Here is a 24,714-nt window from a genome sequence, read left to right on the forward strand (position 1 = left end):
GTCGACTGGAAGACCATGAAGCTGCGCGACCTCTTAGGTCAGGATGCCTTGGGCAATGATGCCGAACTCGAGCCTGCCGTTGCGGCGCTCGAGGTGACGGGTCTTGCGCTCGACAGCCGCGTGGTCAAACCCGGCGATCTGTTCTTCGCGCTCGCTGGCAGCAAGACCGACGGTGCGCGCTTCGTCGATGCCGCGATTGCGGCCGGCGCGTCGGCGGTCGTCGGCGATCATGCGCCGGCTGCCTGTAACGTGCCATTCATCGCGGTCGCCAATCCGCGCCGCGCGCTGGCGTTGGCCGCGGCAAGGTTTTTCCCGGCGCAGCCTGCGACCATCGCGGCGGTGACCGGCACCAGCGGCAAGACCTCGGTCGCCGCGTTCACGCGGCAGATCTGGCAGCGGCTTGGTCATGTCTCGGCCAGCATCGGCACCATCGGCCTCGTTTCGCCCAAGCGCACCGTCTACGGTTCGCTGACGACGCCGGACCCGATCGCGCTGCATCGGCAGCTCGACGAGATCGCGCATGATGGTGTCACGCATCTTGCGTTCGAAGCGTCCTCGCACGGGCTCGATCAATATCGCCTCGACGGCGTGCGCGTCTCCGCCGGCGGCTTCACCAATCTCTCGCGCGACCACATGGATTACCACCCCTCGGTCGCGCATTACCTCGCGGCCAAGCTGCGGCTGTTCCGCGAGTTGGTCCCGCCGGGCGGCGCGGCCGTGATCTCGGCCGATCATGATTGCTCGGCGGAGGCGATCGACGCTGCGACGGCGCGCGGCCTGCGCGTGATGACGGTCGGCCGTCACGGCGACGGCGCAGGCGAGGGCATTCGTCTCGCCGAGGCCGAGGTCGAGGGTTTCTCGCAAAAGCTTACGCTCGAACATCGCGGCAGGCGGCATGCGGTCCGGCTGCCGCTGGCCGGCGAATTCCAGATCGAGAACGCGCTGGTGTCGGCCGGCCTTGCCATCGGCACCGGCAGCGATGCGGCCGATGTGTTTGCGAGCCTCGAGCATCTCGAAGGCGCCAAGGGCCGGCTCGAACGCGTCGGCGAGCGCAATGGCGCGCCGATCTTCGTCGACTATGCGCACAAGCCCGACGCGTTGGAGAAAGCGTTGCAGGCGCTGCGCCCTTACGCCAGGCGCCGGCTGATCGTCGTGTTCGGTGCCGGCGGCGATCGCGATGCCGGTAAGCGTCCGATCATGGGCGAGATCGCGGCGGAGAACGCCGACCGCGTCATCATCACCGACGACAATCCGCGCAGCGAGAAGCCGGAAGCCATTCGCGCCGCGATCCTCGCGACTGCGAAGGGCGCCCGCGAAATCGGCGACCGTGCCGCCGCGATCCGCGCCGCGATCGAGGAACTGGAAGAAGGCGATGCGCTGCTCGTCGCCGGCAAGGGCCATGAGACCGGGCAGATCGTTGGCAGCGAGGTGCTGCCCTTCAGTGATCATGAAGCGGTCGCTGCCGCACTCACATCGAGGGTTGCATGAGCGTGCCAATATGGACGATTGCCGAAGTGGCGCGCGCGCTGGGGGTGGCCGGATCATTTCCCGACACGCCGATCGATTTCGTCACCCAGGACAGCCGGCTGGTGAAACCGGGCAGCCTGTTCGTCGCGCTGAGCGGCACGCCGAGCGGCGGCTTCATCTCGGCCTTCGCCAGCGCGCGCGACGGCTGGGAGTTCGCGGACAAGGCGGAAGCCTCGGGCGCGGTCGCGATGATCGTGCCGCATGTGATCGCGGGCATTCGCATTCCTCAGATCGTCGTCAAGGACACGCTGATCGACGGGCTCTGGGGCCTTGCCCGCGCCGCCCGCGCGCGCTTCAACGGGCCGGTGATTGGCCTCACCGGCAGCGCCGGCAAGACCAGCACCAAGGAATTCCTCGCGGCTTATCCCGGCGCGTATGCGAGCCCGTCGAGCTTCAACAATTTCTGGGGCGTGCCGTTGACGCTGTGCAACGCCAGGCTAGATGCCAGCCTCTGGGTCGTCGAGATGGGCATGAACCAAACCGGCGAGATCGCGCGGCTGAGCGAATTGACGCGGCCGACCACGGCACTGGTCGTCAACGTCCAGCCGGTGCATCTGGAAAAGCTCGGCTCGCTCGAAGCGATCCGCCGCGAGAAAGTGTCGATCGCACTCGGCCTGCACCAGGGCGGTGTGCTGGTGCTGCCGGTCGGGATCAAGGCGCCCGACTGGAAGGGCAAGGTGATTCGCTTCGGCGACAAGGCCGAGGTGCACGAGGTGACGCACGCCCCGCATGGCGAGAGCTGGCAGGTCGTCGCCGCGATCGGCAAGAAGGAGATCGCGTTCAGCCTGACGCCGGGTGCGCCGCACCGCGTTCAGAATGCGCTGGCCGCGCTTGCGTCGATTCATGCCGCCAAGCTCGATGCCGCGACGCTTGCGATCAAGCTCGACCGCGTCGGCATCATGACCGGCCGCGGCGTCGAGCAGGCGGTCGGCGGCGTCACCGTGATCGACGACAGCTTTAACGGCAATCCGGCCAGCGTGGCTGCTGCACTGCAAAGTCTCCAGGCGCGTCACATGACCGGCGGCCGCCGCATTGCGGTGCTCGGCGACATGCTTGAGCTGGGCGACGACGCAACTCGCTATCACACCGGCCTTGCCGCGCATCTTGCCGGCATCGACGGCATCTATTGCGTCGGGCCCCTGATGCGCCAGCTCTATGATTTGCTTCCCGCGGGCAAGGGCCTCGGCTGGCACCACGATCCCGCCACACTGAAGCCGAGCGATGTTGCGGCGCTTCTGAAGGCAGGCGATGTGGTGGTTGTCAAGGGCAGCAAGAAGATGTTCTGGGTCAACAAGTTTGTGCCGGGCCTAGTGGCCGCCTTGCAGGCAAAGGCGTAAACTGCTTGGAAGGCGCTGTTCCCGATCCTACCATTTTGCGGCGCGAAGCCGGCAGGTTTCTGGCCGTCATGTTTCCTGGAGGTCGCCCGCCCCATGATGAAAACCAGCGAATGCGCGTGAGGCGAAATCTGCTTCTGCAAGCCCGCGTGCGAAAGGCGCCATAGGACCGTCTGAATGTTTTACTGGCTGATCGAGCTCTCCAACACAGTTCCGGGCTTCGGTGCATTTCGCACCGTTCTGAACGTCTTCCGCTACATCACCTTCCGCACCGGTGGCGCCGTCGTCACCGGCGCGCTGTTCGTGTTCCTGTTCGGACCCTGGATCATCGACCACTTACGCATCCGCCAGGGCAAAGGCCAGCCGATCCGGGCCGATGGCCCGCAATCGCATCTTGCCAAGAAGGGCACGCCCACCATGGGCGGGCTGATGATCCTGTCCGGCCTCACGGTCGGCACGGTCCTGTGGTGTAATCCGCTCAACCCCTATGTCTGGATCGTTCTGGCCGTGACGCTCGGCTTCGGCTTCGTCGGCTTCTATGACGATTACCTCAAGGTGACCAAGCAGACCACGACCGGGTTCGGCGGCAAGCTGCGCCTGCTGATCGAGGCGCTGATTGCGCTGGTCGCCTGCTATGCGCTGGTGCGGCTGAACCGCGATCCCGCGTCGACTGCGCTGACGATTCCCTTCTTGAAGGACACGGTGCTGCATTTCGGCTGGTTCTTCGTCGTGTTCGGTGCCTTCGTCATCGTCGGCGCCGGCAATGCGGTGAATCTCACCGACGGTCTCGACGGCCTCGCGATCGTGCCCGTGATGATTGCGACCGCGAGCTTTGCGATGATCGCCTATCTCGCCGGCAACGCCGTGTTCGCCGACTATCTCCAGATCAAATATGTCGCCGGCACAGGCGAGCTCGCGGTGCTCTGCGGCGCGCTGCTGGGCGCCGGCCTCGGCTTCCTCTGGTTCAACGCGCCGCCGGCCTCGATCTTCATGGGCGACACTGGCTCGCTCGCGCTCGGCGGCATGCTGGGTTCGATCGCGGTCGCGGTGAAGCACGAGATCGTGCTCGCGGTGATCGGCGGCCTGTTCGTGCTGGAGGCGGTCTCCGTCATCGTGCAGGTGGTGTCATTCAAGCTGACCGGGAAACGCATCTTCCGGATGGCGCCGATCCACCACCATTTCGAGCAGCTCGGCTGGACCGAGCCGCAGATCGTGATCCGGTTCTGGATCATCTCGGTGATGCTGGCGCTTGCGGGCCTCTCCACGCTGAAGCTGCGGTGATCGATCGATGATCCCTGTCACGTCCTTCGCCGGCAAGACGGTCGCGGTGTTCGGCCTCGGCGGCTCGGGGCTCGCGTCCTGCCACGCCTTGAAGGCCGGCGGCGCCGAAGTGGTTGCCGGGGACGACAGCGCCGAGAATGTCGCCAAGGCTGTGCAAGCCGGCTTCATCACGGCTGACTTACGCAACGTCTCCTGGGCCAATTTCGCAGCGCTCGTGCTCGCCCCTGGCGTGCCGCTGACCCATCCGGTGCCGCACTGGAGCGTGCTGAAGGCGCGCGAGGCCGGCGTCGAGGTGATCGGCGACATCGAGCTGTTCTGCCGCGAGCGGCGGCGGCATGCGCCGGATGCGCCGTTCGTCGCCATCACCGGCACCAACGGCAAGTCGACCACGACGGCGCTGATTGCGCATCTGACCAAGGTCGCCGGCTACGACACTCAGATGGGCGGCAATATCGGCACCGCGATCCTGTCGCTGGAGCCGCCGCGCATGGGCCGCGTCCACGTGATCGAGATGTCGTCCTACCAGATAGATCTTACGCCTTCGCTCGATCCCTCCGTCGGCATTTTGCTCAATGTCAGCGAGGATCACATCGATCGTCACGGCACGATCGCGCATTACGCCGCGGTGAAGGAGCGCCTTGTTGCGGGCGTGCAGGCCGGCGGCACCGCGATCGTCGGCGTCGACGACGGCTTTTGCCGCGACATCGCCGACCGGCTCGATCGCGCCGGCAAGAAGGTCGAGCGCATCTCCGTCAAGAATCCGCTGGCCTCCGGGACCTATGTCGAGCACGGCGCCATCGTCCGCGCCTCGGGCGGCGCGAAGAGCGAGGTCGCCAAGCTCGGCGGCATCGGCTCGCTCCGCGGCCTGCACAATGCGCAGAACGCGGCCTGCGCGGCGGCGGCTGCGCTCGCGATGGGCATCGGTCTCGATGTCTTGCAGAATGGCCTGCGCAGCTTTCCCGGCCTTGCGCATCGCATGGAGCAGGTCGGCCGCCGCGCCAACGTGCTGTTCGTCAACGACTCCAAGGGCACCAACGCCGATGCCACCGCGCATGCGCTGTCGTCCTTCGCGGACATCTTCTGGATCGCCGGCGGCAAGCCGAAGGCGGGCGGCATCACTGGCCTCACCGGCTTCTTCCCACGCATCCGCAAGGCCTATTTGATCGGCGAGGCCGCGCAGGAGTTTTCAGGCACGCTCGGCGCGCAGGTGGTGCATGAGATCAGCCAGACGCTCGACGTCGCCGTCGAACATGCCGCACGCGATGCGGAGGCATCGGGCCTCACCGACGCCGTCGTGCTGCTGTCGCCGGCCTGCGCCTCCTTCGACCAGTACCGCAACTTCGAGATCCGCGGCACAAAGTTCCGCGAACTGGTGCAGGCGCTGCCGGGTGTGAAGCCGGTGGTGTGAGGATGTCGCGGCGACGCTGGATCGGAATTGTCGTCGCTGCTCTTGCTGTTCCGGTCGCCGCGGGTTTCTTCTTTGTTGTCCTCATTGACAACCTCATGAGCGGATTCGGCGCGTGCCGCGTCGTTCGCCAGAGTTCGTTCGCCTCCCCAAGCGGCAGTCAGTTGGTTGTCGTGGTCTGGAAGGAGTGTGGAGCGACGGTGCCTGACAGCACTCAAGCCAGCATCGTGGCTCGCGGTCGGACGTTCTCGCCTGAGAGCACGCCGACCTTTTTCAGCGTGCGCGGGCATCTTGATGTTGTCGTCGCTTGGAGCGGGGAGGGGGCGGTCAGGATCGGCTTCATTCCCGGGGCAGACCAAGTCTACAAGCGCGATCAGCATGTGGGGGACATCACGATCAATTACGAATAGGGCCGCAGGTGGATCTATCGCCAAAGATATCCATTCCCTTAACCCCCCGTAAACCAACCTCGGCGACCAATGGACCGACCTCTGTCCGAAAGCGGCCGCCCATGCTCTCCCGTGAAGAACGCACCCCCTTTACCGAGTGGTGGTGGACCGTCGACAAGCCGCTGCTCGGCGCGATCCTGGTGTTGATGCTGACCGGCGTCATCCTGTCGCTGGCGGCCAGCCCGCCGGTTGCGACCCGCATCGGGCTCGATCCCTTCCACTTCTTCAGCCGCCACGTGATGTTCCTGGCGCCGTCCTTCATGGTGCTGGTTGGCGTCTCCTTCCTGTCGCCGCGGGCGATCCGCCGCTCTGCCCTGATCATCTTCGCGGCCAGCATCATCCTGATCGTACTGACGCTCGCGATCGGTCCCGAGGTGAAGGGCTCGCGGCGCTGGATCACGCTGCTCGGCGTCAACATCCAGGCCTCCGAAGTCGCCAAACCCTCGTTCGTCGTGATTGCCGCGTGGCTGTTCGCGGAATCGACCAAACGCCCGGAGATGCCGGCGACCTCGATGGCGCTGGTGCTGCTGTTGATGCTGGTCTCGCTGCTGGTGATGGAGCCGGATTTCGGCCAGACCATGCTGATCCTGATGGTGTGGGGCTCGCTGTTCTTCATCGCGGGCATGCGCATGATCTGGGTGTTCGGTCTCGCCGGCATCGGCGCGGCCGGCCTGTTCAGCGCCTATCTTTTTGTTCCTCACGTGGCAGGACGTATCAAGCGCTTCATGAATCCGGGCTCCGGCGACACCTTCCAGGTCGATACCGCGATGGAAGCCTTTTACAACGGCGGCTGGTTTGGATTGGGACCGGGCGAGGGCATCGCCAAGCGCAGCCTGCCGGACAGTCACACCGACTTCGTGTTCGCGGTCGCCGCCGAAGAGTTCGGGATCATTCTGTGCCTTGCGATGCTGGCGCTGTTTGCCTTCGTCGTGATCCGCACGCTGTCGCGCGCCTATGCCAATGAGGACATGTTCTCGCGCTTCGCAGCCTCAGGCCTTGCGATCCTGTTCGGCGTGCAGGCTGCGATCAACATGTCGGTCAACCTCCAACTCATCCCGGCCAAGGGCATGACGCTGCCCTTCATCTCCTATGGCGGCTCCTCGATTGTGTCGCTCTCCTATGGCGTCGGCATGATGCTCGCGCTGACGCGGCTGCGCCCGCGCACCGAGGTGGAGTCGATCGGCCGCGCCGAGGCGATGCGCAGCTACGCGTAGTTCGTCATTGCGAGCCAACGGGTCCGCGCGAAGCGCGGCCCGATGACAGGCTCCGCGAAGCAGTCTGGAATCTCTCGGCGGAGGTAGTCTGGATTGCTTCGCTTCGCTCGCAATGACGGGAGAGACCCTGTAAAAGCCGTCTTCATGGACACCTCCCCCTTGATTCTTCTCGCCGCAGGCGGCACCGGCGGCCATCTGTTTCCGGCCGAGGCGCTCGGCGTCGAATTGATCCGGCGCGGCTATCGCGTGCGCCTCGTCACGGACGAGCGCGCGCTGCGCTATAGCGGGCTGTTCAGCAAGGACATGATCGACGTCGTCGCAAGCGAGACCGCGCGCGGCCGCAATCCGCTGCAGCTCGCCTATGCCGGCCTCACGCTCGCCACCGGCACGCTGTCCGCGTACCGCCTGATCAAGCGATTGAAACCGGTCGCCGTCGTCGGCTTCGGCGGCTATCCGACGCTGCCGCCGCTGGTCGCGACAAGATTCGCCGGCGTGCCCGGCATCATTCACGAGGCCAACGCCGTGCTCGGCCGCGCCAACCGGTTTCTGTCCGGCCGCGTCCGCGCCATCGCGACGTCCTTGCCCGGCGTGCTCGACCGGGATCCGGCGCTCGCCGGCAAGACCACGACGGTCGGCACGCCGATGCGGCCGGCGATCCTTGCGGCTGCCGCCGTGACATATGCCGCACCCGAGGTGAACGGTCCGCTGCGCCTGCTCGTCGTCGGCGGCAGCCAGGGCGCGCGCATCATGGCCGACATCGTGCCGGGCGCGATCGAGCGGCTCGAGCCCGCTTTGTGGGGCCGGCTCATCCTCACCCAGCAGGTGCGCGACGAGGACATGGCGCGGGTGCGCGCGGTCTACGACAAGCTCAAGATCAAGGCCGAGCTCGCGCCGTTCTTCACCGATTTGCCGGCGCGGCTCGCCTCCAACCATCTGGTGGTGTCGCGCTCGGGCGCCGGCACCGTGGCCGAGCTCGCCGCGATCGGGCGGCCCTCGATCCTGGTGCCGCTGCCCGGCTCGATCGACCAGGACCAGTTCGCCAATGCCGGCGTGCTGGCCAAGGTCGACGGCGCCATCCGCATTCCCCAGACCGAATTTACCCCGGACCGGTTGGCCGCCGAAATCTCCGCCTTCGCCGCCGAGCCCGCGCGCTTGGCCGCCATGGCCGATGCCGCCCGCGGCGCCGGCCGGCTCGATGCGGCCGAGCGGCTGGCCGATCTGGTGGTCAAAGTCGCGGGAATCTGACGCGAAAAAGCCCTTGTCTTCGCCTTCTAAAGCGGGGCATCCAGTAGGAAAGGCGCGCGGCTGATTTGGCCGTGACCTTCGCCAGAGGCCGCCTTCGCGGGCGGCGAGGTCAGGGAACACCGCATGAGACTGCCGCGCGAGATCGGACCCATCCACTTCGTCGGGATCGGCGGGATCGGCATGAGCGGCATTGCCGAGGTGCTGGTCAATCTCGGCTATTCCGTGCAGGGCTCGGACGCTTCCGACAATTACAATCTCGACCGGCTGCGCAAGGCGGGCGCAAAGGTTTCGGTCGGCCACAAGGCGGAGAATGTCGACGGCGCCGACGTCGTCGTGGTGTCCTCGGCGATCAAGCGCGACAATCCGGAATTGATGGCGGCGCGCGAACGGCGCATTCCCGTGGTCCGCCGCGCCGAGATGCTGGCCGAGCTGATGCGGCTCAAAAGCTGCGTCGCCATCGCCGGCACCCATGGCAAGACCACGACGACCACCATGGTCGCGACGCTGCTCGATGCCGGCGGTCTCGATCCCACCGTGATCAATGGCGGCATCATTAACGCCTACGGCTCCAATGCGCGGCTCGGTGCCGGCGACTGGATGGTGGTGGAAGCCGACGAAAGCGACGGCACGTTCCTGAAACTGCCCACCGAGGTCGCGATCGTCACCAATGTCGATCCCGAGCATCTCGATCACTTCAAGACCTTCGAGGCCGTGCAGGACGCGTTCCGTCACTTCGTCGAGAATCTGCCGTTCTACGGCTTTGCCGTGATGTGCATCGATCATCCCGTGGTGCAGACCCTCGTCGGCACGATCGAAGATCGCCGCATCATCACCTATGGCGAGAATCCACAGGCCGATGTGCGGTTCGTCGATCTCACTCCGATGGGTGGCGGATCGAAGTTCAAGGTCGCGTTCCGCGATCGCAAGACAGGTCGCGTGCACGAGATCGCAGATCTCATGCTGCCGATGCCGGGCCGTCACAACGCCTCCAACGCGACGGCCGCGATTGCGGTGGCGCGCGAGCTCGGCGTGTCGGACGAGGCGATCCGCAAGGCGATCGCCGGCTTCGGCGGCGTCAAGCGCCGCTTCACCAAAACCGGCGAATGGAACGGCGTCACCGTGATCGACGATTACGGCCATCACCCCGTCGAGATCGCGGCGGTGCTGAAGGCGGCGCGGGAATCCAGCAACGGCCAGATCGTCGCCGTGGTGCAGCCGCATCGCTACACCCGCCTGCAATCGCTGTTCGAGGAGTTTTGCACCTGCTTCAACGATGCCGATGCAGTGATCGTCGCCGACGTCTATGCCGCCGGCGAAGCGCCGATCGAAGGCGTCGACCGCGATCATTTCGTCGCCGGCCTGCGTGCGCATGGCCACCGCGAAGTGATTCCGCTGCCGGCGGCGCCGGAGCTCGCGGGCATCGTCAAGGGGCTCGCGAAGTCGGGCGATCTCGTCGTGTGCCTCGGCGCCGGCAACATCACGCAATGGGCGTATGCCTTGCCCGGCGAATTGAAGGCGCTGGGGTAGGCGCTCTTATGAGAGTCTCACGGACAGCCACACGGCAGACTGCGCTCCCTCCCCCCTTGCGGGGGAGGGCGGGGGAGGGGGGTAGCCACGAACTCCCATCTCGCTTGGGGCTACCCCCCTCCCTGACCCTCCCCCGCAAGGGGGGAGGGAACGGAGAGAGCTTGCCTTCCTCACTTGAGGATGCGGCATGAGTTTTCCCGACATCACACCCGACCTCAAGGCCGCGATGCCTGACCTGCGCGGCCGGCTGCTTGCCAACCAGTCGCTCGCCGAACTCACCTGGTTTCGCGTCGGCGGTCCGGCGCAGGTGCTGTTCACGCCGGCGGACGAGGACGATCTCGCTTATTTCCTCGCGCATCTCGCGAGCGATATCTCCGTCTATGTCGTCGGCGTCGGTTCCAACCTCATCGTGCGCGACGGCGGCATTGCGGGCGTGGTGATCCGGCTGGCGCCGCGCGCATTTGGCGAGGCGAGCGCGAGCGGCGATGTCGTCACGGCAGGCACCGCCGCGCTCGACAAGCGCGTGGCGGAAGTGGCGGCCGCCGCGAATATCGGCGGGCTAGAATTCTATTTCGGCATTCCCGGCACGATCGGCGGCGCGCTGCGCATGAATGCGGGCGCCAATGGCGGCGAGACCAAGGATGTGCTGATCGAGGCGACCGGCATCGCTCGCGACGGCAAGAAGCAAATCTTTTCCAATGCCGATATGAAATTCGTCTACCGCAACAGCGGCGTCGATCCCTCCATCATCTTCACCTCGGCGCGATTTCGCGGCGAGATCAGGGATGCGGAAGCCATCCGCGCGCGCATGGCGGAGGTGCAGACCCACCGCGAGACCGCGCAGCCGATCCGCGAAAAGACCGGTGGTTCGACCTTCAAGAATCCGCCCGGCCATTCTGCCTGGAAGCTGGTCGACGCCGCGGGCTGCCGCGGCTTGCGCGTCGGCGGCGCGCAGGTCTCGGAGATGCACTGCAATTTCCTGATCAACACGGGCGATGCCACCGCGCACGACATCGAGACGCTGGGCGAGACCGTGCGCGAACGGGTGAAGGCAAATTCTGGAATTGAGCTACACTGGGAAATCAAGCGGATCGGAGTTTCCGCTTGATTGACGACGCAGACAGGTGACGAGAGAACATGCGCATCACCATCCTCTTCGGCGGCTCCAACCGCGAACGTCTGGTTTCGGTCGCTTCAGCCCAGGCGCTGCATCAGGCTTTGCCCGAAGCCGATCTCTGGTTCTGGGACATCCAGGACCGGGTGCACGTCATGCCGTCGAAGCAGCTCGTCGAGCACGCCCGTCCCTTTGAGGATGAGCTCAAGCCCGCGACAAGCGGCGTTCCGCTCGCGCAGGCGCTCGACCAGGCCAAGGCGGAAGATCGCGTGCTCGTGCTCAGCCTGCATGGCGGGTGCGCCGAGAACGGCGAATTGCAGCTGATGTGCGAGGCGCGCGGCGTGCCGTTCACCGGCTCGGGCTCGGCCTCCTCGCATCTTGCCTTCGACAAGATCGCGGCCAAGCATTTTGCTGCGCTCGGCGGCGTGACGCCGCCGGCAAGCGTGGCGCTGGACAACATCGATGATGCCTTCGCCGAATACGGCCGGCTGATCGCCAAGCCGGCGCGCGATGGGTCGAGCTACGGCCTGATCTTCGTCAACGCCAAGCAGGATCTCGTCGCCGTTCGCAATGCCGCCAAGCACGAGGAATATGTCATCGAGCCCTATATCGCCGGCGTCGAGGCCACCTGCGGCGTGCTGGAGCGCACCGACGGCTCGATCATCGCGCTGCCACCGATCGAGATCATTCCGGGTGAGGGCAATTTCGACTACGCCGCAAAATACCTGCTGTCGACGACCCAGGAGATCTGCCCGGGCCGTTTCACGACGGAAGTCACCGCCGCGCTGAAGGCGCAGGCGATGCTGGCGCATCGCGCGATGTCCTGCACCGGCTACTCCCGCTCGGACTTCATCGTCTCGGACAAGGGGCTGGTTTATCTCGAAACCAACACGCTGCCCGGACTGACGAAGTCCTCGCTCTACCCCAAGTCGCTGAAAGCCGAAGGCATCGCGTTCGTCGACTTCCTCGGCGGCCTGATCGAGCTCGCCGTGCAGCGGGTACGGAAATAGTTAGGACTGGTTAACGGCCAAATGGGCGAAAACGCCCGGTTTGGCGGCCAAAACCGGTAAAATGCCGGACATCGTGGCATAAACGCCTCACAGGGCTGGGCAAAAAGCGTCCGCCGTTAACGAACTTTACCTTTTGTTTACCAGGACGTCCGAAGGTTAACGCTGGCGGCGCATATGGCGTTTTGGCTGCCGGCGCGTGAGCTGTTGGAGATGTCTCCGACCAGCGAACGCTTTGAAGGGGAGCGGTTTCTTCTGCTGAAGACCAGTACCCGGCCCGGCAAGACCGAGACGTCATGTTCGCCAGGACCCGCGCGATGTCGCGGGCAAACTGTTGACGAGCTCGTGCAATGGATGGTGCAGGAAGCCTCACCCGGTCGTTTTTGAGATCGCTGAGGCCCCAAGCTGACCTGAAGGCGGCCGCTGTTGGAGCGGTCGTGCTTCTGCGCGAGTGGGTCCAGGACAGGCGCCAGGAAAGACTTCACGAGAAGCGCACTGCCGCCAAGGACAAGATCAGGGCCAAAGCCCAAGCCGCGGTCGAGCGCGCGCCCCCGCCGCGCGTGATCGCGCTGGTCGAGCGTCATCTGCCGCGCCGGGTCGGGATCAGCATGACCGTGCTGCTGCTGATCGGAAGCTGCGGCTTCGGCATCGTCAAGGGCGGCCATCTCCAGGATTTCATCACCGCCGTCAGCGACGCGCGCAACGCGATGGCCAATTCCGCCGGCTTCCGCATCACGTCGGTCGTGATCAACGGCCGCAAGCAGCTCAGCCAGGACGAGATCCTCGCGATCGGCGGCGTCAGCGGCCGCTCTTCGCTGCTGTTCCTCGATGCCGACGGCGTCCGTGACAAGCTCAAGGCCAATCCCTGGATCGCAGATGCGACCGTGCTGAAGCTCTATCCGGGCCAGCTCATGATCGAGATCACCGAGCGCAAGGCGTTCGCGCTGTGGCAGGAGGCCGGCCGGCTCTCCGTCATCGCCGACGACGGTGCGCTGCTCGAGCCCTATGTCTCGCGTCGGTTCCTGTCGCTGCCGCTTGTGGTCGGCAAGGGCGCCGACACGCAGGCTCGCGACTTCCTCGCGCTGCTGGCACGCTATCCGCAGGTGAATTCGGTGACCAAAGCCGCGATCCTGGTCGGTGAGCGGCGCTGGAATCTGCGGCTGAAGGACGGTCTCGACATCCGCCTGCCCGAGCAGGACGTCGGCAACGCGCTTGCTGCGCTGTCCAAGCTCGACAAGGACGAGAAGCTGTTCTCGAGGGACATCGTCGCGGTCGACATGCGCCTGCCAGATCGCCTGGTGGTGCAGCTGTCCGACGACGCCGCCAAGGCGCGCGAAGATCTCTTCAAGGACAAGAAGAAAAAGAAGGCCGGGGACGCCGCATGACCGGTCTTGATCGCACCCAGACGCCGAAGACACGTCAGATGCCGCACAAGCGCGGCGGCCTCGTCGCCTGCCTCGACATCGGCACCAGCAAGATCGCCTGCATGATCGCCCGGCTGAAGCCGTCGGCGCCGAGCGAAGCCCTTGGCGGCCGCACCCATGCGGTGGAGCTGATCGGTTACAGCCAGATCCAGTCGCGCGGCATGAAGGCCGGCGCGGTGGTCGATCTCGCCGAATGCGAGCAGGCGGTGCGCCAGGCCGTCGGGCTTGCCGAGAAGATGGCCAAGGTGCGGGTCGAGTCGGTGCTGCTGTCGGTCTCTGGCGGCAGGCTCTCCGGCCAGCTGGTCGAAGCCGCAGCCGATATCCGCGGCGGCGCGGTGGCGCCCGCCGATGTCAGCCGCGTCACCTCCACCGGCATGCGCCACGCCACCGGCGATGGCCGCACCGTGCTGCACGCGCTTCCGGTCGGCTACACGCTGGACGGCGTCAAGGGCATCCGCGATCCCCGCGGCATGGTCGCGCGCCAGTTCGGCGTCGACATGAACGTCGTCACCTGCGACGCCACGGTGGCGCGGAACCTGATGCTGGCGGTGGAACGCTGCCACATCAACGTCGAAGCCATGGCGGCGAGCCCCTATGTGGCCGGACTGTCGGTGCTGACCGACGACGAGGCCGATCTCGGCGCCGCCGTCGTCGAGATGGGCGCGGGCACCACGACCATCGCGGTCTATGCCGGCGGCCGCTTCGTGCACGCGGCCGGATTTGCGGTCGGCGGGCAACACATCACGATGGATCTTGCGCGCGGACTCTCGGCGACCATTGCCGATGCCGAGCGAATCAAGACGTTATACGGAACGGTCCTCACCGGCGGATCGGACTCGCGTGAGCTGATGTCTGTACCGACGGCCGGTGACGAGCAGGATCTGCCGCAGATCGTTTCGCGCGCTACCATTGCCAACATCGTCAAGCACCGTGCCGAGGAAGTCTTCGAAATGGTTCGGGACAAGCTGAAGGATTCGCCCTTCGCGGCAGAGCCCAAGGGCCGTGTCGTGCTCTCGGGCGGCGCCTCGCAGCTCACCGGCCTCGTCGAGCTCGGAACACAAATTCTCGGCCGGCCCGTGCGGGTCGGACGTCCGCTCGGTTTCGGCCGGCTACCCAACGAGGCGAAGAACGCCGCGTTCGCGGTGCCAGCCGGACTTCTCGTCTACCCGCAATATGTTCACCACGAACATGTCGAACCGCGGCATACGCGGCAGCAGGTCAAGACAGGGACGGGCGGTTATTTTGGAAAGGTCGGACGATGGCTACGCGAGGGCTTCTGATGAACCGGTTCCGCAATCTTCGAATTTCACCAACTCCCGCGGCCGCCGGCCGGGGCGAACCCACGCGCGCGTGATCGAGAGGCAAACATGACCATCAGCATCAATGTTCCTGATATTCACGAGTTGAAGCCGCGGATCACCGTGTTCGGCGTCGGCGGCGCCGGCGGCAATGCCGTCAACAACATGATCACGGCAGGCCTCCAGGGGGTCGACTTCGTGGTCGCCAACACCGACGCGCAGGCGCTGACGATGTCGAAGGCGCAGCGCATCGTGCAGATGGGCACGGCGGCGACGCAAGGGTTGGGCGCAGGCTCGCAGCCGGTCGTCGGCGCGGCCGCGGCCGAAGAGGTGATGGACGAACTCCGCGACCATCTCTCCGGCGCCAACATGGTGTTCGTCACCGCGGGCATGGGCGGCGGCACCGGCACCGGTGCTGCTCCCGTGATCGCCAAGATCGCGCGTGAGATGGGCATCCTCACCGTCGGTGTCGTGACCAAGCCCTTCCACTTCGAGGGCGGCCGCCGCATGCGCACCGCGGAAGCCGGCATCAACGAGCTGCACAAGGTCGTCGACACGCTCCTGATCATCCCGAACCAGAACCTGTTCCGGGTCGCCAACGAGAAGACCACCTTCGCCGACGCCTTCGCGATGGCCGACCAGGTGCTCTACTCCGGCGTTGCCTGCATCACCGACCTGATGGTCAAGGAAGGCCTGATCAACCTCGACTTCGCCGACGTCCGCGCCGTCATGCGTGAGATGGGCAAGGCGATGATGGGCACGGGCGAGGCCTCCGGCGACAAGCGGGCGCTGACCGCCGCCGAAGCCGCGATCGCCAACCCGCTGATCGACGACAGCTCGATGAAGGGCGCCAAGGGCCTGCTGATCTCGATCACCGGCGGCAAGGACCTGACCCTGTTCGAGGTCGACGAAGCTGCAACCCGTATCCGCGAGGAAGTCGACCAGGACGCCAACATCATCGTCGGCGCGACCTTCGACGAAGCACTCGACGGCCTGATCCGCGTTTCGGTCGTCGCCACCGGCATCGAGCAGGCCGCGATCGCTCGCAATACCCAGGTCACCAGCACTCCGGTTGCGAACGCAGCGCCCCAGGTGCAGCAGGCTCCCGCTGCTCCGGCTGCCGTTGCCGAGAGCCGTCTGGCCGATTTGACCGCGCGGCTCCGCGCCGACAACCAGCGCCTGGCCGAACGTGCCCAGAAGCTGGATGGGCAGATCCCAGCAGCGCCCGTCGCGCAGCGTCCCAATGTCGAGCGTGCGGCGCTCGCTGCCATCGCCGCGGCGGTCGCGGATGTCTCGCAGGCGCCCGCGCCGATGCAGACCTATGGCGACGTCACCGTGCGCCCGATCGCGCAGAAGCCCACGCTGTTCCCGGAGCCCGAACAGGCGCCGATGGCCATGCATGAGCCGATGACGCCGGAAAACTTCATCCCGCCGCAGGCCGAGCGTGCGCCGATGCGGGCGCCGCGGATGCCGCGCCTCGAGGAACTGCCGATGCCGGCCCAAGCCGAGATTCGTCAGGCCCGCGGCGAGCTCGAGGAGGAGACTCCGCAAAAGACCCGGCTGTCGCTGCTCCAGCGCCTTGCCAATGTCGGCCTCGGCCGTCGCGACGAAGAGACCGAGGCGCCGATCGCGGCCCGCACCGCCGGCCCGGCGATGCCCGCGCTGCCGGAGCGCAAGCCGCAGCGGTCGGTGGCACAGCAGATCGCAGCCAGCGAACCGGTCTCCGAGTATGCCCGCAGGCCCGCGCCGCAGGGTCTCGACGCCCATGGTCGCCCCGCACCTGTTGCGCCGGCGCCACAGGGAGACGACCATCTTGATATCCCGGCCTTCCTGCGGCGGCAGGCGACCTGAGGATTGTTACAATAAGGCCGACGAAAAAAGGTCCCGGCAGCAAGCTTGCCGGGACCTTTCCTTTTGCCGATGCGTGAGCGGATTTGCACGCTCAAGCAACTGATTTTAAATCATTAATTACTTATTTTGTGGTTCTGTAAATCTGCCGATAAGTGCCCAAAACCCCGGCGTAATTTGGTAAAGCCTTGGCGCGAATACGGCAGGTTTGGGGTAACAATCGGTAAAAAAGCGTGAGTTGGCGCTGTTTGAGGCAGTGACTATGGTTTGCCGTGACTTGGGGATACGGATTCGGACGGTCGGCCTTCGCCGGTTAGTCGGGACTTGTATAAGTCGCAGTTGGTCGTAGTGGGGCGGTTCCTGATGAAATTTAGCCGGCAAACAACGCTTCGTGCGCAAGCCACCGTGGCCGGCGTCGGCGTTCATTCCGGTCTTCCCGTCACCCTCACGCTCGGACCTGCACCTGTCGATGCAGGTTTTATTTTTATCCGTACCGGCCTCGAGGGAAGTGACCGCGAAGTTCAGGCGACCGCCGAGCAGGTGATCGCGACCGATTTCGCGACTGTCCTCGGTGATCGCAGCGGTCCGCTGGTCTCCACCGCCGAGCATGTGCTCGCTGCGCTGCGAGGCATGGGCGTCGACAACGCCACTATCGAGGTCGACGGTCCTGAAGTACCGATCATGGACGGCAGCGCCGCGGCTTTTATTGCGGCGATCGATCAGGCCGGCATCGTCAATCAGCCGGCGCAGCGCCGGTTCATTCAGGTTTTGAAGCCGATCTCGGTCAAGATTGGCGACTCCTTCGGCGAGCTCCGGCCCTACGCCAACGGGTTCCGTGCCGAGGTCGAGATCGACTTCACCAATCCCGTCATCGGCCAGCAGAGCTACGCCTTCGATCTCAGCCCGGAGCGCTTCCGCCGCGAAGTCGGCCGCGCCCGGACTTTCGGTCTGATGGGTGACGTCGCCCGGCTCTGGAGCGCGGGCTACGCGCTCGGCGCCTCCTTCGACAACACCGTCGTGTTCGACGACGAGCGGCTACTCAACACCGAGGGCCTGCGTTACGCCGACGAATGCGCCCGTCACAAGGTGCTGGACGTGATCGGTGACCTCGCGCTGGCCGGCCTGCCGTTGCTGGGCGCCTATCGCTCGGTGCGTGGCGGCCACAAGCTCAACCACGCCGTCCTGACTGCGCTGCTCGCCGACCGTACGGCTTGGCGGGTGGTCGAGGGCGAGGCGGCGCGCCGTACCTCGCGTCCTGTGGTCGAGGTCGGCAGCGGGATCGTCGGCGGCCGGATCGCCGCGGCCTACGGACCAGACGTGTCCTGACCGCCTTGCTTTCGCAGACGTTTGGCCGGCGATTATCCCCCGGGAAACTCCTGGTAACACTGATCGGCTAGGATTGCGGCAAGTTCGCCTTAATCCGGGCGGAATGCCTGCCTATCCGGTTGGTTGGAGATCGTTTTTCGGTTACACCGGCGTGGTCGCATGGCAGGCACCACGGCTACATTTTGCGCCCATGACGAGGTTCGTGGGCTGGCGGGCACCGCATCACAGGGCGACAGGTCTTAAATTCATGTCGGCACAGCGTATGACGCGCGGATATCTTTCGGTTTCACCTCGCGCCCGTGGGCTGTTGCAGGTGGCCACCCTCGTCTTGCTCGCACTGCCGCTGGCCGGCTGCGGTACCGGCGCGCTCTGGGACAAGTTCACCGCCAAGGACGACACCTTCGTCGAAGAGCCTGCCGACAAGATCTACAATGAGGGCTTGTACCTCATGAACGAAAAGAAGGACATGAAGGCGGCGAACAAGAAGTTCGAAGAGGTCGACCGCCAGCATCCCTATTCCGACTGGGCGCGCAAATCGCTGCTGATGTCGGCCTATGCGTCCTACCAGGGCGGCGACTATGACGGCTGCATCGGTGCGGCCACCCGCTACGTCACCCTGCATCCTGGCAGCCCGGACGCTGCCTACGCGCAATATCTGATCGCCGCCTCGCACTATGACCAGATCCCGGACATCAGCCGCGACCAGGCCCGGACCGAGAAGGCGATCGCCTCGCTGGAAGAGGTGAACCGCAAATATCCGACGTCCGAATATGCGACCTCCGCCAAGGCCAAGATCGAGGGTGCGCGCGACCAGCTCGCCGGCAAGGAAATGAATGTCGGCCGCTACTACATGCAGAAGCGCGACTACACCGCCGCGATCAACCGCTACAAGGCCGTGGTGACGCAATATCAGACCACGCGCCATGTCGAGGAGGCGCTATTCCGCCTCACCGAGGCCTATCTGGCGATCGGCATCGTCGGCGAGGCTCAGACTGCGGCCGCCGTACTTGGGCACAATTTTCCTGACAGTCGCTGGTACAAGGACGCCTATAATCTTGTAAAATCCGGCGGTCTCGAACCGAGCGAGAATCAGGGGTCCTGGATTAGCAGGACCTTCAAGAAGATGGGCCTCGGCTAGGAAATTTGATTCCATGCTGGCGCGTCTGTCGATCCGTGACATCGTCCTGATCGAACGGCTCGATATCGAATTCGCCACCGGACTTGCGGTTTTGACCGGCGAGACCGGTGCGGGCAAATCCATCCTGCTCGATGCCTTTGCGTTGGCGCTCGGCGGCCGCGGCGACGCCGGCCTCGTGCGCCATGGCGCGGAGCAGGGCCAGGTCACGGCCGTCTTCGATATCCCCAAAAATCACCCTGCGGCGAAGATCCTGGCCGAGAACGGCCTGGACGACACCGGCGAGATGATTCTCCGCCGGGTTCAGCTCGCTGACGGCCGAACCCGCGCCTTCATCAACGACCAGTCCATCAGCGTGCAGACGCTGAAGGCGGTCGGCGCCGCGCTGGTCGAAATCCACGGCCAGCACGACGAGCGCGCGCTGGTCGATGCCGCCACCCACCGCCGCCTGCTCGATGCCTTCTCCGGACTGGAGAAAGACGTTGCGGCTGTCGAATCGCTCTGGGATGCGCGCCGCACCGCGAACGCTGCGCTGGAAGAGCATCGTGCCGGCATGGAGCGCGCCGCGCGCGAGGCCGATTATTTGCGCCATGCCTCCGACGAGCTGAAGCAGCTTGCGCCCAAGGACGGCGAGGAAACCTCGCTCGCCTCCCGCCGCACCACCATGATGCAGGGCGAGAAGATCGCCTCCGACCTGCGCGAGGCGCAGGAGGTCGTCGGCGGTTACAATTCGCCGGTTGCGGCGCTCGCGGCGGCGGTGCGCCGGCTGGAGCGCCGCGGCGTCAATTCGCCTGCGCTGGTCGAGCCCGCGGTGAAGGCGATCGATATCGCGATCAACGCGCTGGAGGAGGCCGACCAGCATCTTCAGGCTGCGCTCGCAGCAACCGATTTCGATCCGGCCGAGCTCGAACGCATCGAGGAGCGGCTGTTCGCGCTGCGCGCCGCCTCGCGCAAATATTCGACCCCGGTCGATGGCCTCGCCGCACTCGCCGCGAAATACGCCGCCGATGTCGTGCTGATCGACGCCGGCGCCTCGCGGCTGAAGAAGCTGGAGCAGGCCGCGATCGAGGCCGATGCCCGCTATGCGGCTGCCGCCAAGAAACTGTCGATGGCGCGGCAGAAGTCGGCTGAAAAACTCAACAAGGCCGTCAACGCCGAGCTCGCCCCGCTCAAGCTCGAACGCGCAAAATTCATGACCCAGGTAGAGACCGACGAGAGCGCGCCGGGGCCGCAAGGGTTCGATCGCGTCGAATTCTGGGTGCAGACCAATCCCGGCACCAAGCCGGGGCCTCTGATGAAGGTCGCCTCCGGCGGCGAGCTGTCGCGCTTCCTCCTGGCGCTCAAGGTTGTGCTGTCCGACCGCGGCTCGGCGCCGACGCTGGTGTTCGACGAGATCGATACCGGCGTGGGCGGCGCGGTCGCAGACGCCATCGGCGCGCGGCTCGCGCGCTTGGCCGGCAAGGTGCAGGTGATGGCCGTAACCCACGCTCCGCAGGTCGCCGCCCGTGCCGACCAGCATCTCCTCATTTCCAAGGACGCGCTGGACAAGGGCAAGCGCGTCGCCACCCGCGTCAACGCACTCGCCGCCGACCACCGCCGCGAGGAGATCGCGCGCATGCTCGCCGGCGCCGAGATCACGGCCGAGGCGAGGGCGGCCGCGGACCGGCTGCTCAAGGCGGCGACGGCTTAGGTTGCTTCTCCCGGGCGTAGCGTCCGGGGCACGAGATTTCCACACGCCTTTACCGTCCTACCCGCTCCGTCGTATCCAAGCACCATGGCAAGAGCAGCAAAATCCAAACCGCTTCGCGACGTCGCCGACCTCACCATGGCGCAGGCCAAGGTCGAGCACATGCGGCTCACGCTCGAACTCGAAGGGCACGACAAGCGCTACTATCAGGACGACGCGCCGACCGTTACCGACGCCGAATATGACGCGCTACGCCAGCGCCTCAACGCGATCGAGAAGCGCTTTCCTGACTTCGTCAGCGCGGACTCGCCGTCGCAGAAGATCGGCGCGGCGCCGTCCGGACGCTTCAAAAAGGTGCGGCATGCCGTGCCGATGCTGTCGCTCGACAACGCCTTTGCCGAGGAGGACGTGCGCGACTTCGTCGGCCGTATCGTGCGCTTCCTGAAGCTTGCGGACGACGCGATCGATTTCTCCGCCGAGCCGAAGATCGACGGCCTCTCGATGTCGCTACGCTATGAGGGCGGTGAGCTCGTCACCGCGGCGACGCGCGGCGATGGTGCCGAAGGCGAGGATGTCACCGCCAACATCCGCACCCTCGAGGACGTGCCGCAAAAGCTGAAGGGCCGCAACGTCCCCGACATCTGCGAGGTGCGCGGCGAAGTCTATATGACCAAGAAGGCTTTCCTGGCGCTCAACAACAAGCAGGTCGAGGCGGGTGAGGCGCCGTTTGCCAATCCGCGCAACTCGGCCGCGGGGTCGTTGCGGCAGAAGGATCCGACCATCACTGCCTCGCGCCCGCTCGGCTTCTTCGCCTATGCCTGGGGCGAGATGAGCGCGATGCCCGAGGGCACCCAGAGCGGCATGATCCACTGGTTCGAGCGTTGCGGGTTCAAGACCAATCCGCTGACCAGACTGTGCCACTCCGTCGAGGACCTGATCGCGTTCCACCAGAGGATCGAGGAAGAGCGGGCCGAGCTCGATTACGACATCGACGGCGTCGTCTACAAGGTCGATCGCCTCGATTGGCAGGAACGCCTCGGCTTCGTCTCGCGCACGCCGCGCTGGGGCATCGCGCACAAGTTTCCGGCCGAGCGCGCCATAACCGTGCTGCGCGACATCGAGATCCAGGTCGGCCGCACCGGCTCGTTCACGCCGGTCGGCAAGCTCGAGCCGGTCGGTGTCGGCGGCGTGATCGTGCAGAACGTCACGCTGCACAACGAGGATTACATCAAGGGCATCGGCAACAAGGGCGAGGTGCTACGCGAGGGCCGCGACATCCGGATCGGCGACACCGTGGTGATCCAGCGCGCCGGCGACGTCATCCCGCAGGTGGTCGACGTCGTCATCGACAAGCGGCCAAAGGGCGCGAAGGAGTTTCACCTCCCGAAGAAGTGCCCGTGCCCGCTGCACACCGACGTCGTGCGCGGGGAGACGGCGGCGGGCGAGGAGGAGTCGCGGTCCCGTTGCACCGGCGAATTCGCCTGCCCCTATCAGAAGATCGAGCATCTGAAGCTGTTCGTGTCGCGGCGCGCTTTCGACATCGACGGGCTCGGCGAGAAGCAACTCCAGTATTTCTTCGATGAGGGGTTTGTGAAGGAGCCCGCCGACATCTTCACGCTGGAAAAGCGTAATTCAAAACTCAAGCTCGAGGAGATCGAGGGCTACGGCGAGACGTCGGTGCGCAATCTGTTCGGCGCCATCGAGAGCCGGCGCAAAATCGCGCTGGAGCGCTTCATCTATGCGCTCGGCATGCGCCATGTTGGCGAGACCACGGCGCTGGCGCTCGCGCGCGGCTACGGCTCCTGGGACGCCTTCCACGACGCCTGTCTGAAGGTCACCAAGGACGACGAGGAGGCGATCGCCGAGATGGACGCGCTCGACCAGATCGGCGACACCGTGATCAAGAGCATCGCCGATTATTTCGGCGAGAGCCACAACCGCGGCATCGTCGAACGGCTGACCAGGGAAGTCGAGATCGTCGACGCCGAGAAGCCGAAGAGCAATTCGGCGGTCGCTGGCAAAACGGTGGTGTTCACGGGCTCGCTGGAGAAGATGACGCGGGACGAGGCGAAGGCAACCGCGGAGCGGCTCGGCGCAAAAGTCTCGGGCTCGGTGTCGAAGAAAACCGACCTCGTGGTCGCCGGCCCCGGCGCGGGTTCGAAGCTCGCGGAGGCCAACAAGCATGGCGTCAAGGTTCTGACCGAGGACGAGTGGCTGGCGTTGATCGGGGAGTGAGGACTGCTTTCGTCGTTGCGAGCGCAGCGAAGCAATCCAGCATCTTTCCGCGGTGACAGTCTGGATTGCTTCGCTGCGCTCGCAATGACGGGGAGGGAGTGAGGCACCCCTCACATCATCCCCGTCTCTTCCTCCTCCGCCTGCTCGATCAGCGTCTCGCTCACGACCACCTCGCGGCGGGGGACGATGAAGATCATCGTGCAGGCGCAAAGCAGCGAGATCGCGAGGACCGCCGAGGTCAGCGGCAGCGTCGTCGCGGAGTGGCCGCCGAGATAGGCGCCGAATTGCGACATCAGCGCGCCGATGCCCTGCTGGAGGAAGCCCATTGCGCCCGACGCCGTGCCGGCGGCCTCGGGGCGGATGCTGATCGCGCCGGCGGCGGAATTCGCCATCACAAAGGCGTTGCCGACCATCACGATCATCTGCGTGCCGAACAGCCAGGCGGGTGCCTCGTTCCAGCCCGTAAAGCTCCAGATCAGGTTCAGCAGGCTGCCGCAGAGTTGCAGGCCGAGCCCGAACCAGATCAGTTTCTCCAGCGAGTGCCGTGGCGCGAAGCGCACGCAGAGCAGATTGCCGACCAGATACGCAAAGCCGGTCGTGGCGAACCACGCGCCGTATTCGGCACTGGTCCGACCCATCTGGGTCACCACGATGTAGGGACCGCCGCCGGCGAAGGTGAAGATGATTTGCGAGGCGAGCACCTGGCACATCACATAGCCGATGAAGGCGCGGCTCTTGATCAGTGTGCCGACGTCGCCGCGAAAGCCGCCGCCGGCGGCGCGGCTCCGGCGCGTTTCCGGTAACGCAATGGCGATGCCGATTGCGACCGCGATCGCGGCGATCGTGACGGCGTAGAAGATCGCGCGCCAGCCGAACGCGGTCTCGATCAGGCCGCCCGTGAGCGGCGAGACCATCTGGCCGATCATCAGGGCGGCAACCACAAGGCTGATCATGGAGGCGACGCGGTCGCGCTCGTAGATGTCACGGATGATGGCGCGGCTGACAACCATGCCGGAGGCACCGCCGAGCGCCTGGAAGAAGCGCGCTGCGATTAACTGCGGCAGGGTTTCAGCGAAGATGCAGGCGACGCTCGCCGCGATCATCAGCGCAAGTCCGGAGAGCAGCACCGGCCGCCGGCCGAACTTGTCCGACAACGGCCCCATGATGAGCTGCGACAGTGCGATGCCGACCATGTAGAGCGACACCGTCATCTGCGCGACCGAGATGTCGCGCCCGAATGTCGTCGCCAGCACCGGCAGCGCCGGAACCAGGATGTAGAGCGAGATCGGCGCGATCCCGGTCATGACGACCAGCAGCAGCAGCACCAGGCGCGAAGTCGCGAGGTTTGCCGTCGCCGTTCCCGGCGGTTTGCTGATCATGCCGTGCATGCGTATCCGTCTTTCGAATTCGAATCGGACTGTAGCGTGCGCGCACAAGACGGATATCGGCGTTTCGGAATGCGGCTATACGGATTCCGGGACGGTTATAATAACGCCGCGGTGGCGACCGATTGGGCGCGGCATTCGTACCGCAGACTGGCCGCGATCACCCGAGAAAGCGGGTGATCACGTATTCCAGAGGCAGGAGTCGCCTACGGAGAAGCCGCGGCGTACTGGATTCCCCGCCTTCGCGGGGAATGACAGCTATCGTGGGGAAAG

General features: G+C 65.5%; 18 protein-coding genes. 17 read left to right on the forward strand and 1 reads right to left on the reverse strand.

What is annotated here, in order from left to right; genetic code table 11:
• The first annotated feature begins 15 nt into the window (after positions 1-15).
• The 17 genes from ACPPVR_RS10445 (at position 16) to ligA (ending at position 23,056) form a co-directional block, all read left to right on the forward strand.
• Positions 16-1,488 (forward strand): UDP-N-acetylmuramoyl-L-alanyl-D-glutamate--2,6-diaminopimelate ligase, encoded by a 1,473-nt coding sequence (locus tag ACPPVR_RS10445; protein WP_426614144.1) that lies wholly within the window; start codon positions 16-18, stop codon positions 1,486-1,488.
• Positions 1,485-2,864: a UDP-N-acetylmuramoyl-tripeptide--D-alanyl-D-alanine ligase gene (locus ACPPVR_RS10450; protein ID WP_426614145.1), complete on the forward strand. Its 1,380-nt coding sequence runs from the start codon at positions 1,485-1,487 to the stop codon at positions 2,862-2,864. The genes ACPPVR_RS10445 and ACPPVR_RS10450 overlap by 4 nt, the downstream gene beginning before the upstream one ends.
• Before the next feature lie 174 nt (positions 2,865-3,038).
• Positions 3,039-4,142, forward strand: a complete 1,104-nt coding sequence (mraY, locus tag ACPPVR_RS10455) for a phospho-N-acetylmuramoyl-pentapeptide-transferase (RefSeq protein WP_426614146.1) — start codon at positions 3,039-3,041, stop codon at positions 4,140-4,142.
• Between the two features lie 7 nt (positions 4,143-4,149).
• Entirely contained in the window at positions 4,150-5,550 is a 1,401-nt protein-coding gene (murD, locus tag ACPPVR_RS10460) for a UDP-N-acetylmuramoyl-L-alanine--D-glutamate ligase (RefSeq protein WP_426614147.1), read from the forward strand.
• 2 nt (positions 5,551-5,552) lie between these two features.
• Complete coding sequence (locus ACPPVR_RS10465) at positions 5,553-5,957, forward strand: hypothetical protein (RefSeq protein WP_426614148.1); 405 nt, start codon at positions 5,553-5,555, stop codon at positions 5,955-5,957.
• Between the two features lie 101 nt (positions 5,958-6,058).
• The gene (ftsW, locus tag ACPPVR_RS10470; RefSeq protein ID WP_426614149.1) at positions 6,059-7,210 is read left to right on the forward strand and encodes a putative lipid II flippase FtsW; all 1,152 of its coding nucleotides are present in this window, start codon (positions 6,059-6,061) and stop codon (positions 7,208-7,210) included.
• A gap of 144 nt (positions 7,211-7,354) precedes the next feature.
• Positions 7,355-8,455, forward strand: coding sequence for an undecaprenyldiphospho-muramoylpentapeptide beta-N-acetylglucosaminyltransferase (gene murG, locus ACPPVR_RS10475; protein ID WP_426614150.1), 1,101 nt, complete (start codon positions 7,355-7,357; stop codon positions 8,453-8,455).
• A gap of 123 nt (positions 8,456-8,578) precedes the next feature.
• Complete coding sequence (gene murC, locus ACPPVR_RS10480; RefSeq protein WP_426614151.1) at positions 8,579-9,982, forward strand: UDP-N-acetylmuramate--L-alanine ligase; 1,404 nt, start codon at positions 8,579-8,581, stop codon at positions 9,980-9,982.
• 187 nt (positions 9,983-10,169) lie between these two features.
• A complete protein-coding gene (gene murB / locus ACPPVR_RS10485) occupies positions 10,170-11,090 on the forward strand; it encodes a UDP-N-acetylmuramate dehydrogenase (RefSeq protein WP_426614152.1) in 921 nt (306 codons plus the stop codon).
• A gap of 29 nt (positions 11,091-11,119) precedes the next feature.
• On the forward strand, positions 11,120-12,106 hold the full coding sequence (locus ACPPVR_RS10490; protein WP_426614153.1) for a D-alanine--D-alanine ligase family protein: 987 nt from the start codon (positions 11,120-11,122) through the stop codon (positions 12,104-12,106).
• Between the two features lie 347 nt (positions 12,107-12,453).
• Positions 12,454-13,488, forward strand: coding sequence for a cell division protein FtsQ/DivIB (locus ACPPVR_RS10495; RefSeq protein WP_426614154.1), 1,035 nt, complete (start codon positions 12,454-12,456; stop codon positions 13,486-13,488).
• Positions 13,485-14,807, forward strand: a complete 1,323-nt coding sequence (gene ftsA, locus ACPPVR_RS10500) for a cell division protein FtsA (protein WP_426614155.1) — start codon at positions 13,485-13,487, stop codon at positions 14,805-14,807. Before ACPPVR_RS10495 ends, ftsA begins: the two co-directional genes overlap by 4 nt.
• Before the next feature lie 87 nt (positions 14,808-14,894).
• Positions 14,895-16,676, forward strand: coding sequence for a cell division protein FtsZ (gene ftsZ, locus ACPPVR_RS10505; RefSeq protein WP_426614156.1), 1,782 nt, complete (start codon positions 14,895-14,897; stop codon positions 16,674-16,676).
• 360 nt (positions 16,677-17,036) lie between these two features.
• Positions 17,037-17,999 carry a UDP-3-O-acyl-N-acetylglucosamine deacetylase gene (gene lpxC, locus ACPPVR_RS10510; RefSeq protein WP_426614157.1) on the forward strand — a complete coding sequence of 321 codons (963 nt, stop codon included), beginning with the start codon at positions 17,037-17,039 and terminating at the stop codon, positions 17,997-17,999.
• Between the two features lie 247 nt (positions 18,000-18,246).
• Positions 18,247-19,137, forward strand: coding sequence for an outer membrane protein assembly factor BamD (locus ACPPVR_RS10515; RefSeq protein WP_426614158.1), 891 nt, complete (start codon positions 18,247-18,249; stop codon positions 19,135-19,137).
• Between the two features lie 13 nt (positions 19,138-19,150).
• Complete coding sequence (recN, locus tag ACPPVR_RS10520; protein ID WP_426614159.1) at positions 19,151-20,824, forward strand: DNA repair protein RecN; 1,674 nt, start codon at positions 19,151-19,153, stop codon at positions 20,822-20,824.
• Between the two features lie 84 nt (positions 20,825-20,908).
• Positions 20,909-23,056 (forward strand): NAD-dependent DNA ligase LigA, encoded by a 2,148-nt coding sequence (gene ligA / locus ACPPVR_RS10525; protein WP_426614160.1) that lies wholly within the window; start codon positions 20,909-20,911, stop codon positions 23,054-23,056.
• Between the two features lie 110 nt (positions 23,057-23,166).
• On the opposite strand, the gene ACPPVR_RS10530 is transcribed toward ligA, so the two are convergent.
• Positions 23,167-24,444 (reverse strand): multidrug effflux MFS transporter, encoded by a 1,278-nt coding sequence (locus ACPPVR_RS10530; protein WP_426614161.1) that lies wholly within the window; start codon positions 24,442-24,444, stop codon positions 23,167-23,169.
• Positions 24,445-24,714: the final 270 nt, after the last annotated feature.

Source organism: Bradyrhizobium sp. McL0616 (assembly GCF_049993385.1).
In the GTDB taxonomy this organism is placed as follows: Bacteria; Pseudomonadota; Alphaproteobacteria; order Rhizobiales; family Xanthobacteraceae; genus Bradyrhizobium.